The 13,437-nt window shown below is 49.5% G+C and carries 9 protein-coding genes; all 9 read right to left on the bottom strand.

The features are described 5' to 3' along the window. Positions 1 to 12: 12 nt before the first annotated feature. Positions 13 to 3,978, bottom strand: a complete 3,966-nt coding sequence (locus G5332_RS05255; RefSeq protein WP_421254610.1) for a glycosyltransferase family protein — start codon at positions 3,976 to 3,978, stop codon at positions 13 to 15. Positions 3,979 to 4,000: 22 nt separating this feature from the next. Then, the gene (wecC, locus tag G5332_RS05250) at positions 4,001 to 5,257 is read right to left on the bottom strand and encodes a UDP-N-acetyl-D-mannosamine dehydrogenase (protein ID WP_421254611.1); all 1,257 of its coding nucleotides are present in this window, start codon (positions 5,255 to 5,257) and stop codon (positions 4,001 to 4,003) included. Between the two features lie 68 nt (positions 5,258 to 5,325). Next, the gene (gene wecB, locus G5332_RS05245; protein WP_227342487.1) at positions 5,326 to 6,501 is read right to left on the bottom strand and encodes a non-hydrolyzing UDP-N-acetylglucosamine 2-epimerase; all 1,176 of its coding nucleotides are present in this window, start codon (positions 6,499 to 6,501) and stop codon (positions 5,326 to 5,328) included. Positions 6,502 to 6,549: 48 nt separating this feature from the next. Further along, positions 6,550 to 7,542 (bottom strand): CgeB family protein, encoded by a 993-nt coding sequence (locus G5332_RS05240; protein WP_421297211.1) that lies wholly within the window; start codon positions 7,540 to 7,542, stop codon positions 6,550 to 6,552. 226 nt (positions 7,543 to 7,768) lie between these two features. After that, complete coding sequence (locus G5332_RS05235) at positions 7,769 to 8,995, bottom strand: sugar transporter (protein WP_421311164.1); 1,227 nt, start codon at positions 8,993 to 8,995, stop codon at positions 7,769 to 7,771. Between the two features lie 15 nt (positions 8,996 to 9,010). Continuing rightward, complete coding sequence (locus tag G5332_RS05230) at positions 9,011 to 9,661, bottom strand: ABC transporter ATP-binding protein (RefSeq protein ID WP_201989227.1); 651 nt, start codon at positions 9,659 to 9,661, stop codon at positions 9,011 to 9,013. An 11-nt stretch (positions 9,662 to 9,672) separates the two neighbouring features. Continuing rightward, on the bottom strand, positions 9,673 to 10,473 hold the full coding sequence (locus G5332_RS05225; RefSeq protein WP_216953358.1) for an ABC transporter permease: 801 nt from the start codon (positions 10,471 to 10,473) through the stop codon (positions 9,673 to 9,675). A gap of 65 nt (positions 10,474 to 10,538) precedes the next feature. Then, positions 10,539 to 12,332: a polysaccharide biosynthesis/export family protein gene (locus tag G5332_RS05220; RefSeq protein ID WP_421311163.1), complete on the bottom strand. Its 1,794-nt coding sequence runs from the start codon at positions 12,330 to 12,332 to the stop codon at positions 10,539 to 10,541. A gap of 1 nt (position 12,333) precedes the next feature. Continuing rightward, entirely contained in the window at positions 12,334 to 12,708 is a 375-nt protein-coding gene (locus G5332_RS05215; protein ID WP_201996467.1) for a hypothetical protein, read from the bottom strand. Positions 12,709 to 13,437 lie beyond the last annotated feature (729 nt).

The following is a 13,437-nucleotide window of genomic DNA, read 5'->3' as shown; positions in this document are numbered from 1 at the left end:
TTAGTCTTGTGTTTAAATATTTTTATTTGTGATTTGATTCAATTCTAACTCAATTGTTGCTTTGTTTGAACAATTCATTCTAACTCTATTCTTTGCATTGGTACTCATTCGCATAAACTCTTCAGGGGAAGAGTAGATAGCTATAATCCCTTTCACAAGAGATGAATAATGTTCTGCATAGTCTAAGATTGCAGAGTCTCTATCCACAAATTCGGGCACTGCCGCTACAGCATTAGTGAGCGGTATTAATCCTGAGGCCATTGCCTCATCCCGTGATACGCCTTGTGTATCCATACGGGTGGGACACATAAAGAGCCCATATTGCTGATGGAGCGCCTTGATCTCATGACGATTGACAAAGCGCCGTTCGATAATGACGTTGTCCAGTCCGGCGATGGGAGCGAGGATCTCGTCAAATAGTGGGCCGTCACCAATGATTCTGAATTCCAGCTCTTTAAAGAACTCGTATTGCTGCAACTCCAAAATGGCTTTGACCATCAGGTCATTAGCATAAACGCGGGAGGCATAAGGTCGGATAGAAAGAATTTTCTTTCTCTGTTCAACACTTTTTGGTTTGTATTCAAAGAAGTCAGTGTCAATCGGATTATGGATGATTGCATATTGCTGCGGTGGGATCTGGATTCCCAGATCCTCCATAGAGGTTTCTGCCAAATACCGTGACACAAAGACTATTTTCAGATTTGGGTGCATGGGGCTGAGCATCTCTCGCCACAGAGAAAGACGGGCATCACTCAAGGTCTGTGCTTTGGCGTGTTGCTCAGGTGTGTCATAGAGGAAGGCTCGGCGCTCGTAGGACTGAATATCAGCGCCATGGGTCCAGACAGTCACCTGCACCTGGTCCAGATGCTGCTTGATAACGTCCCATATTCCACGATCGATAAAGTGGATCACGATGTGCTTGTAACGACCGTGCCGTAGTTGTACCTCGAGAGCTTCGGATCCCCCTGTGGTGACATCTATGTCTTCGAACTCATGATAAGAGAGCGCTGTATCGGCCTTGAAGCGGAAGACATCGCAGACTACACCAGCCTCTTTGTAAGCCTTGACGCGACTGTGAACGAAGGCATTTTTATAAAGGTCGTTGTAGCTGGGATAGTTGTTGGTAATCACCAGGTACGGGTTGCACGCCAGTTGCTGGCAGGGTGTCTGAGGCTTGAAGTCGAGAATGAGCGATGACAGCGACGCCGAGCCAGCAGCATAGATCCGCAGGCCAAACTTGACCGATGCCGTCCCGCTGGGAAGTGGAATCTCCACATTGCGATTGGCAGGTTTCACCACATGAGAGAGCCGCTCCTTGTTAGTGTCCATAAAGAAGAGGACAAATTGCAGGTTCAGCCCCGGTGTGGTTTCCATGTGCAGGCGAAGCTTGCCATCTTGTACATTGAGCTCCGACAGGTGGTGTTCGCGCTTGGCATACCAGTATTCGTGTTTTCCGTCCGGAAGAGAGGAACTCAGGGTCAGCAGGCCATTTTCCATCACGGCTGAAACTTGCGTATTTTTGGCCGGTACCAGCAACTCATTCAGGGTTGTTGCGTGCAGAGCGGGCAGTTCATCAACACTACGCTCAAATGGCTGACAATTTTCTGCGATCTGGTTGAGCTCGGACAGGCCATAACCAGTTTCCAGTGTGGGGGCATTGAACGCATCGAAGCGTTCAGCAACCTCAGCACCATTCATGCAGTAGTTGAATTCATCCACCGAGAAGGCGAGAACATTTTCATAGTGATAGGTATAGAGACTGGTGACCCATTCTCGAAGGTTATTCTCGGGGATCACTGAACCAAACGCCAGGCTGCTTCGCGCCGGCAGGCTAGCCACCTCTTGATAAATTCGCTCACCATAATTTAATTGCAGTTCATCACTCTTGACCTTATAGAGGGCTCCTTTACCGATGACCTGTGCGTCGGTATAGCGAGTCGCAATGATGATGTCAGTCAGATAATGGGGGCCATAGTAATCTTCAGCGACCATGACCGACAGCCAAGCGCCACCGCACACCTCGCGTAGTCGCAACTGCTCTGCGTCGGAAGCACTGAGCAAGGTGATCGCGTCCTGAGGCGCGAGACCAGAGGTGTCCAATCCATTGCTTGTGACAATAACCATACGCTTGTTGTCATACTGCTGACGATTGAAGTGCTGCATCAGGAGAACACACTCTTCGATGCTTCTGGCGTAGCCCGTGACGCAGATAGCGGGCAGCATGTTTTCAAGCTGAGTGTCGCTGACTTTGGAGTAGATATAGGCAAGACGATCTTGGTAGGTATGTTCCAGCATGATCTTGCGTAGGGCCATCAGTCGTAGCTGCTTCACCTTTAGCGGATTGCCGGCGACATTCTGCAACCGCCTGACCAACTCACTCCCGGAATCCCCTGTGAAGACCAAATCGCCAAACATGGCGCGAACTCCACGAGAGAAGTTACTGACGGTGATCGTGTTGGAAGCAAGCAACTCGAAAACTCGGCGCGCAAACATCGATTGCGACTGTTTGATCGAGTTCAAATTGATAGAGTAGTAATAACCCTTGTAGGCCTTGTCGATCTCGCTATAAGGGAGCGTACCGACAATAAAAGGTTGATACTCTTCTGGGAATTGATAATCAGGAATATTTTTTCCAAAATTACGATCATATATTTCAACTGGTTTAAAATTGGGCAGACTTAACAAAAAATCCCCGAGGTCACGGGTACGCTCAGGATATTTCGTATAGTAGGCACCGGCAAAGCAGAATGCATCCTTACGCTGATACTTCTCAATCGGGTTATTAACCTTTGGTTGGGCAGCAAATGGCAGAAAATAAACACGACCGTGCCCAAGAGCTGTCTTATATCGACTAATACAATCGATGTCTGTGGTAAAGACATAATCAAAGAGCTTTGCTGTATTAAGAAAGGTTTCAAAGTGAACCGGATCTTCTTTATTCCAGAAGACTGTGGGTACACTGTTATTGCGGCACCATTCGACAATATCGACGACTTCCTGGCTCATATGGCCGACTTTACTACCCCAGAGGTCATTTTTACCGCGCCAGGCAGACTCGATCATGAGCAACTCTGGCCGGAATGACTCAAGCTCGGTCAACCAATTCTGCGGGGTAAGCTGAAGCAGGTTGCACTCAGGCTCGTAGGATAGATAGGTGAATTCATCCATAATACTGGCGACTTTTAGACGTCTTAACGCGTTGGAGATACCATCGCCCGTATCCAAAACCAGTTTCTCGATAGCACGTTCAAGATGAATCAGATCGGCACGACTGGTAGCACCTGTCGTGTCAAGCAGTAACTTGGGCAAGATGTTTGGGGATGAGGTAATTCCACGACGTTCTTTAGCTGTCTTCTTCAGTGCCAATAATTTGAGTGGTAAAGAGAAGAAGCCCTTCCAGCTCTTGGTCGAGAAAATAAGTGCGTGGCCGAGTTGATAAGAGAGGGTATTTTTAAGTTTGGCAGCTTTCATCCGCTGCTCTTCCAGTTCATGATGAACACGCGCCAACTCTTGCCTCATCTCATGAAGGGCAAGCCTTGAACGCAAGAAGTCCATTTTCATGTGTTCTTGATCAGACTGAATAGATTGTGTTATCGCCGTATTGACAGACAGGATGCTGTCTTTTTTCAATAGGTGTTCATTGAGTTGCTCAACCTGATTATTAAGCTGGTGAAGCTGTGCCTCAAGAGCATCCCTCTGTACACGAACTTCATCATACTCCTTTTCTAGGAGTGAGACTTTCCCCTTATAATTGGCGACCTGCTGGGTAATGTTTCTATATTTAACCCTGGCTTCATGCAATTGGGTTTTAGATAGAGAAACCTCACCTTCAAGAAGATCTATCTTTTCTGCAGACGTATTGGTCGCAATATCCAGTTGCTTTATCAGATCAGCTTTTGACGTTGCAGCTGTCTTTCTCTTTTTAATTCTATTATTTATTTGTTTTTTCATGTTTTTTATATATGTGAACGGGGCCATGTTGACATGGCCCCGTAGTTAATTACTGAATGGCGTTAACGTAGTCGAGTATCTCGCTGGACCTTGCATCGTGCAGGGTCATGCCCAGGAATTGCTTGTGCTTGACCAAAATCACGATGACATCAGCCTGTTGCAGGGCATTGGATAGTGTGGAAAGAACGACGTTGTTACGGTTTTCCAGTACCGGCGGCAGTGCTTCGATATTGGGCTCAACCGCCAGAATTTTATAAGCCGGGTTATTTGCCAGGGTCTTGGTGATATCCAGCGCCGGGCTCTCACGCAGATCGTCGATATCCGGTTTGAAGGCCAGACCCAGACAGGCAATTTTCGGATTGCTCAGACCGGCAACCGCTTTTTCTACCTGCGCCACCACATAGTGCGGCTTGTAGTCGTTGACCAGGCGAGCCTGGTGGATGATTTTGGCAGTGTCAGGATTCTGGTTGACGATAAACCAGGGATCAACTGCGATGCAGTGGCCACCCACGCCGCAACCCGGTTGCAGAATATTGACTCGCGGGTGACGGTTGGCAAGGGAGATCAGCTCCCACACATTGATGCCCTGCTGGTCACAGATCAGCGACAGTTCGTTGGCAAAGGCGATATTGACATCACGGAAAGCGTTCTCGGTCAGCTTGCTCATCTCGGCGGTGCGCGCTTCGGTGGCAATGCACTCACCCTTCTTGACAAACATCTTGTAGACCTGAGTGGCGGCTTCGGTACTGGCCTTGTCCATGCCACCGATGATGCGATCGTTCTCCACCAGCTCGCGGATCACCTGACCGGGCAACACGCGCTCCGGGCAGTGGGCAACAAAGATGTCAGGGGTCTGGCCTTCTGCCACTGTGTGCGGGAAGGTCAGATCGCTGCGCTCTTCGGCCAGCCATTTGGCCATCTGTTCGGTGGCCCCCACCGGAGAAGTGGACTCCAGTACCACCAGATTGCCTTTCTCCAGCATGGGCGCCAGGGCACGGGAAGCACTCTCGATATATTTCAGATCCGGTTCGTGATCTTCACCCTTGAACGGGGTCGGCACAGCAATCAGGAAGGCATCCGCCTTCTGCGGGCTGGTGTGTGCGCTCAGGTGGCCATCCTGCACCGCTTGCTTGACCAGATCTTCCAGGCCCGGTTCCACGATATGGATCTTGCCCTGATTGATGGTGTCTACCGCATGCTGGTTGACATCGACACCGATAACCCGAATGCCGTTGCTGGCGATGACTGCTGCTGTTGGCAAACCGATATAGCCCAGACCAACGACGGAGATGGTTTCGAATTTCATTATCTTGTGCTCTCAAAAGTAAAACAGGGGGCAAATATGCCCCCAAGGACAGTTATGTAATCTGTAAATCAGGCCACTTGCAGGCTGCTGTCAATCTGCTGGCCGAGGGCGCCGCTCAGGCCAATGACAGCCTCAACGATGCGTTGACTGGTTCTGCCATCCCCATAGGGGTTGTTGGCATGGCTCATCACCTGGTAGGCCAGCTCGTCATCCAGCAGGCGAACGGTTTCTGCAACGATAGTCTCGTCACAGGTCCCCACCAGACGAACTGTTCCGGCCTTGACGGCAGCAGGACGCTCTGTGGTATCTCGCATGCACAGCACCGGTTTGCCCAAGGTGGGCGCCTCTTCCTGAATACCGCCCGAGTCGGTCAGGATCAGGTAGCTCTGCTTCATCAGATAGACGAACGGCAGGTAATCTTGCGGCTCGATCAGATGTACATTGTCGAGACCCTTGAGGTTGCGGTTGACCGGCTCTTGTACATTGGGGTTGAGGTGCACCGGATAGACGATTTGCACATCATCACGCTGGGCTAGTACGGAGAGCGCCTTGCAGATCCGCTCAAAGCCATCGCCATGGTTTTCGCGGCGATGGCCGGTGACCAGGATCAGCTTCTTGCTCTTGTCGAGGAAAGGGAAGCGCGCGGCCAGTTCAGCCTTCATGCCAAGGTTTTTATCAATGCGTTGGGAAACCTCAATCAAGGCGTCGATCACCGAGTTACCGGTGACGAAGATGGTCTCCGGAGCGATGTTCTCCATGATGAGGTTTTTCAGCGAGCTGATCGTCGGGGTGTAGTGTTGATCGGCGATGCCGCCAGTCAAACGACGCATCCCCTCTTCCGGCCAGGGAGAGTAGATGTTGCCGGTGCGCAGCCCTGCTTCAACATGGCCAACCGCGATACGGTGGTAGTAGGCGGCCAGTGTCGCCGCAAACGACGTAGCCGTGTCACCATGCACCAGAATGCGGTCCGGTTTGAACTCGGCAAAAACGGGTTTGAGCCCCTGCAAGATGGCGGTCGTGACATCGGTCAGATCCTGGCCCGGCTTCATGATGTTGAGATCATATTCCGGTTCAATTTCGAACAGGTTGAGAACCTGATCCAGCATCTCCCGGTGTTGCCCGGTCACACAGACCCGCACGTCAACCTTGCGATTGGCCTGGAAAGCCTTGACGATAGGGGCCATCTTGATGGCTTCCGGTCTGGTACCAAAAACGATCAATACTCGCTGCGCCTTAATTGGCATAATAATCACTCCCGTGTGAGCTAATTGGTTTTATCTATCCGAAATTAACTAATAAAGACTGAGTTCACTGTTGAGCTGTGTCAGCCTGTGTTGCCAGGTGTGTTGGGCCAGCACGATTTCCATCGCGTTTTGACCCAATTCGTCTCTTAGTCGAACGTTTTTTTGTAATTGTTCACACCATTCGCGCGCCGCAGCACCATCCTGCACTGCGACAATGCTCTTGCCAAAAATGTTATCCATGGCGATCGAAGGGGTGCTGATAATAGGGCAGCCAGCAGCGGCCAATTCAAACACCCGACGGGATAGCATGGTTGAAGATTGACTAATCGTATTGAAGTTTAAATATATTTGATATTGCTGATATGCCTTGGCAACCGACATTTGAGTGATCGCAGGTTTACAGTAGGGTTGTAGTTGCTCAGGATAGCTGCAGCCATTTCCCTTCTGCCAAAACCGGTCAAAAATAATCAGATTCTTATCTCGCAATGCCAGAAGAATATCCTCCTGAACCCTGCTTCGCTCAGCCAGCTCGTTACCATAATAGCCCCCCAGAAATGCGACCTCCTGACCGCGCACTCCCTTCTCTGCAGGTTGATACCAGCGTGGCTGGGCAGCAAACATCAGCACACCGACATGCTGAAAACGCTGATGGGGGAGCGCATGATAGCGCTCCAGTGAGCCGGAGTCCGTGGTGTAGACTACATCAAACAACGCGGCCGCATCAGCAAAGCGTTCGAAGTGAAACGGATCTTCTTTGTTCCAGAAGATTGTTGTGATTTTCCGCTTTTGGCAGAATTCCAGCAACCTCCGCAGCTCTGGTTTATTGGGCGAACTATGGGCATAACTGGCTATTTTCCCTTTCCAGCTATCCTTATAACCACGCCAGGCTGATTCGACAAATAAAAAGTCAGGTTTGTAAAATCTTAACTTCCATTGCCAATCTATCGGTGTTATTTGAATTAAATCTGCGTCTGGAGCCAAACTGAATGTAGTAAACTGGTCGGCCACTAAAGCAATACATGGTCGTTGATTATTGCCCAAAGAAATTGATCCACATATATAATCCAGTAAAAATCACAACCACCTATTGTCTATATAGTGTGGAATATGAACAGCATGCTGGTTTTTATAAAAAACCAATAAATTTTTATAAAATAGTCACTTGGCTATATTCTGACAGGCAGACCTCATTCCTCAACATATCTCTTTGGCAGATGATATTCTCATCTGCCAAGAATACAGATCTGACCTATCTTGCATCACCTTATCAATCCTGGTGTTCACGCAAGGTCGCCAGCCCCATAACAATCAGGCCATAGAAGAGGCAAAGCAGAACACCAATCGTGACCAGGTTATACAAGCGGCGTGGGTATTCGGCTTCTTCCGCCAAGGTTGGCTGCGTCACGACCAGCAGGTGTTTCAGCTTGCGATATGCCTCAACGCGGGCTTGCTCCAGACTGATAAGGCCCGTCTTGTAGAGATCAGCAGCCAGAGTGGCCTGGGTTTTCAGATCCATATATTGGGCAGTGATTTCGTTCATTGCCTCAGGTGCCAACTGAGTGCCAGCACCGGCATCATTGGTGGTCAATTTCGCCTTTTCCTGTTTCAGTTGCTTGCTTAATGCATCAACACGACTTTGCACCGATACCACCCCTGGTGCGCTCTCTTTCATATAACTGCGCAATTGCTTCAATTCTGCCTGCTGGCGCACCAGCTCGGCTTCAATTTCACTGACCACACCAAGGCGTGCAGTGCTGGTCGATTCCGGGCTGATTAGCTGATGGCTATTTTGAAACGCCAGTACCTTGGCTTTCTCTGCCTGCAAGCGTTGATGGGAACGGTTAACCTCTTGCTCGACAAACGCAAGCTGATCCATGGCGACCTGGTGGCCCAGCTTGTTGATAAAACCTTCCGCCTCTTTCAGCATCATGCTCACTACCTGCTGGCCATATACGGGATCAAAAGCCTGCAATTCGATAGTTAATACCCCGGAGAGTTCATCAAGACGCAAGGTCAGGTGATCACGGTAATATTCAAGAAACTCTTCGCGGGTCGCCTCCCCCGATAAACGGGAGAAGAAGTCGGCATCATGGCTTTGGTAGTGCGCTTTGAGCGCCAATTCGCGATCCAGCTTGGCCAGCAGATCCCAAGAGCGCAGGTACTCTTGTACCAGCAATACGTCCTGATGATTGCTACCACCCAGCCCCAGCATAGACAGGGCATCGGGCAACATTTTGATTTGATCTGCCTGCTTGATAATGATGTCACTTCGGCTGACATAACGGTCTGAAGCAATCCCGCCAAAATAGATCGATGCCATGGTAAAGCAGGCTACAACCCACAAAAAGCTGCCCAGTTTCAGACTCTGTTGCCAAGACCTGTGGGCGATTTTATAACCGTTGGAATCAATGAAGAAACGCTTCGGCTCTTTGCCAAGTTTGCGAAGCTTCCGCACGAAGCGTGATGGCTTTTCAATTCTGATAGGTTGTGTCATGTTTAATTGTGCTTATTATAGATTTTGATAAATACGGATCGCATCGTCGATATTGTCAAATACCTCCAATCTGCTATTTCGTAATAAAATGCCCATATCACACTGCTGACGCAGGTTTTTCATATCGTGCGACACCATAATCAGGCTGGCAGTTTCACGTTTCTGGTTAAAAACATCGATACACTTCTGCTTAAAACGAGCGTCCCCCACCGAAGTGATTTCGTCAGTCAGATAGATATCGAAATCAAAGGCCATGCTAACCGCAAAGGAAAATTTGGAACGCATACCACTGGAGTATCCCTTGATTGGCAGCTCGAAATGCTGACCGATTTCCGAGAACTCCTTGACCCACTCCTCAACAGCAGCCGTCTCGCGCACCCCATGAATACGGCAAACAAAACGGGTATTTTCACGCCCCGTCATGCTGCCCTGAAAGCCCCCCCCCAATGCCAGTGGCCAGGAGACCCGGCAATGCCGGCTCACCTTGCCACGGTTGGGCATATCCATGCCCCCGAGCAGTCGTAGCAGGGTCGATTTGCCCGCCCCGTTGACCCCCAGAATGCCGATATTGCGATCCTGGGGCAAAGTGAGCGAGACATCGCGCAGCACATAATTACGGCCAAATTTGGTCGGGTAGTACTTGGTAACAGAATCAAGAACGATCATCTGGTTTCACTTTAACTTGCAATCAAGCGACGGTGGCTTAACCGATAGCAACTCATGGCAAAGGTGAGCAGTATCAGGGTGACAGCCGCTAGATACTCCCAACTGACATATGGGCTGCTATAGCCGGCAATCCAGCCACTGCGAATCAGCTCGAGGGCATGCACCAGCGGATTCCATAAAAACCAATGCCTATATTGGGCCGGAATAGTGGCCAGCGGGTACATGACACAAGAGATAAACATCAATGGCATCATCAGCAGACCGAGAAACTTGTCGGCCTCTTGCATCAGGTTGCAGATCACACAAAAAACAATACCGAGAGAAAACGAGAATATCATCAGCAGCAGATAGATAAGTATCACCTGCAGCGGATCGGCGGGGATGGCATCAAAGCCCAGCCAGAGTAACCCTAGGACCAGTATTACTCCCACCATCATCCCCACCATGCTTTCGAGCATAAAACGAGCGATGAAGGTTGAGAATGGGGTGACCTGACGGTAGCAAAACAGCCCCATATTGGAGCTAACTGCCGTTTGCAGTTTGCTCACCACATTTTTAAAAAAGAGAAAAGGCAGATACCCTGCGGTGATAAAGAGTGGTGCTGGCGCTCCGCCAAATCCGCTATGACCGCGCAAGCCAAAGATCAGGCTAAAGGCACCGATCATCAGCAGAGGGTCCAGTAGTGCCCAAGCATAACCCAACCGATAACTACCAAAGCGGGTTTTAAGCTCACGAATAAGCAGGCCAAAGACAACATCTCGCAACACCTGCAGGGATGTGCGCGGCGTTTGATTAAGAATCGGTTTATTCATTAGTTCGCTTTACCCATAGCAGACTCGCCCGTTGGCGAGTCTGCTTTTTCTCATCAAGAAGCGGCTTACTTAATTGCTACGTTAGCAGCCACGGCGATCTGATAGATGATTTGGGTAATATCCTTGACCGATTGCATGGTTTTGCTGTCGACCTTGGGCAACACCAGGATCTGATCACCGGGCTGGACACTCCCCTTATCTTTAAACTCCACCAACCCGTTGGCATGAACCACGGCAATCCGCTGGTCATTCGCACGCTCGGTAAATCCACCCGCCCAGGCCACATAGTCATCGAGAGTTGCATTGGCGTTATAGACCACAGCTTGCGGCATCAATACTTCCCCACCGACCTGGATCAGGTCCGTTCTGTTCGGTATGACAATCTGGTCACCCTGTTCCAACTGAATGTTCGCAACAATCCCCTTGTCTGCGACCACCACCTTGCCAAGAGGCTGGATTTTTCTGGCCTTTTCGACAAAGCGCATCACCAGTTCAGCCTCTTTGGCACGGATCGACGCTTCACCATCCGAGCTGGCAGGAGCAGTAAACACACTGCGTTCCAACCGGTTGAGCGACTCTTCCAACATCTCTTTTTGCCGCGCAGCGACACTCTTGCGCATCAGGTAGATGGATTGGTAATCGGCAAGCTGTGGGTCAATGGGAATATGGTTGAGCAGCTCATGCAGTTTGGTCTGCTTGCGCACAGTGAAATATGAGGGCCCCATATAGCTACCAGCGACCTGCACATCATAAACCTGTGCATGCATGTCATCATTGAACAAGACTTTGTCACCATCCTTAAGCTGGAGGCTGGCAAAATCCTTGTAAGGTAAATAGATGGAGAATGGACCACTTGGACGGTCACCTATCACCCCGACATGACTCACCTTGGCAAGCGGCAGTGCGTAGTTAACCAGCTCCGAGCCTAGCGTATTACGCTGAGTCAATTCGAAACGGAAGGGATTACGAACCTTGCCCGCGACATTTATCATCGGGCCCTGTGGCTCTACTAGGATGACATCCTGATCTTTAAAAGAGAGCTTGGGCATTTTGCCCTGCTGCATGAATTCATACAGATCGATTTTTTGGATGACCTGGTTCTGGCGTAATACCTTTATTTGACGATAGCTGCCGCGCTCCGAGTCGATCCCCCCAGCCCGCTTTAGAAAATAGAGCACACTGTCAGAGGATTGACCCGCATACTGGCCTGGCCGTATTACCGGGCCAGTGACAAACACACTCACGGGAGTTGTTGTCAGCAGGTTGACGTAGATATTGACATTATTTGTAAAAACATCGCCAATCCTGCTGGTCACCAGATTATTGACCTGGCTGGCAGGTACATTCTTGACATTTATCGGGCCGACATCAGGGATGAAAATATTGCCCTGATTATCTACCGTCACTACATTTGAAAAATTGACGGCACCCCAGATCCAGATATTAAGCTTGTCCCCTGGCGCTATCAGATAATTGTCATTCAAGCCATCGCTGCGTTCGGTCTCATAGCCACCGGCAAACAGATTGGCGCCATAGGGAGGAGGTAATCCAGCCTCTGCCAGGGGCAGTAATTTACGTACATCTGCCTCACCGGGTAACAACATCCCTTGACGATTCTGTTGAGTAAAACTCCCGGTCGTTGAACTTGTGTTGGCCTGCCCACTCAGTGCTGCTTGACCACCAAGCTGGGTGCCGGTGTTTTCAGCAGCCTTTCCTGAAAGGGTGTAACCAAATGATGATCCATTTGCTTGCGCTAAATCCGGGGCGGCAATGGCCATGGTTGCGCAGGATGTACTGATGAGAAACAGAAGTGTGCCGAGCTGATAAATTTTCATTTTGTTCAAAACATGTGCCTTCATTTTATTGCTCAGCAAGAAGGTTGCTGACAGAGGTCTGTTCCAGTTGAGGTATCAGATACCATTGTTCTTCAGTCTTGCATGCCGCGCGCCTTTGCGAATGGCCTTGCATGCTGTTAAACAACAACTCAACGCACTCAAGACCCAGAGCCGAAACATAGCGTTGCCCCAGGGTATAGGTAACATTGTTTCTACTGAATGCAGCGCCTTGAGGCAGTGTATTCAGCGCCTGCTGCAGATCGGGAGGCATGGCATACAATTCAGTAGCAACTGACGGGTTGACGAGAGGACGAGACGCTTCTACCTGCTTTGGCTCATATGCACAGCCACCAACTTGTATGGCTAACGATATGGCCAATAACCGGGTTGCAAAATTCATGTGTCAATATTTCCCATGGAGTCAAGTGTTGAACTGTTAAAGCCAGGTCGCCTTATGGTCTGGCAACGCTATTGCCGATCGACTCATTATCTTTCATGACCAAAAAACGAACTGACATGTGGCTGTTCATCCCCAGCCCTGCAACTGCAAAAGCGGGTTTTGAGTTCCTCATCAACAGACAATCTGCCGAGACTGCGAAGCGATACCAGGCAGTCTGAACAAGAGGGCTTTGCTCAAAAAATTACCATTTACAGCACACATTTCAGAATGTTCTGAGTGAATCGAGCAAGACACGATATATGATGGATCTCAGACAGAACAGCAATAGTCTCATCAGAAGTAGGCATGAGCTCTAAAATGAGCAATGCTGCTCAATTGCTGTAAAGATGTAGCGATGTTGATGCGAAACACTGTTTTTTTGCCATAGCTACCGCACGGCAATGACATCTTCCCGGACAAAAAACAGACAAAATGGATGTAAAACTAAAACAGGAGGGAAAATAACGATGCCTGCCAGCTCAAAAAGCAGACAGAAATTGATTGCAATGTAAGCACCCACCCCGTGCATGAGAACGTCACAATGTGACGTATATCATACTTATTCTCATTTTTTTCGAATGCTATCAATAAGCCACAATTGGGTCAACACTCAAAAAACTCACCTGCATTCTTCACACGACAAAGAGGGACACAAGACTCTGTTTTTAAAAGATTTACACTCAAAGCAGC

It is taken from the genome of Aeromonas sp. 603757 (assembly GCF_049171255.1).
GTDB lineage: Bacteria > Pseudomonadota > Gammaproteobacteria > Enterobacterales > Aeromonadaceae > Aeromonas > Aeromonas veronii_A.
Note: the sequence above shows the minus strand (reverse complement) of the source record. Positions and strands in the feature narration are given on the sequence as shown.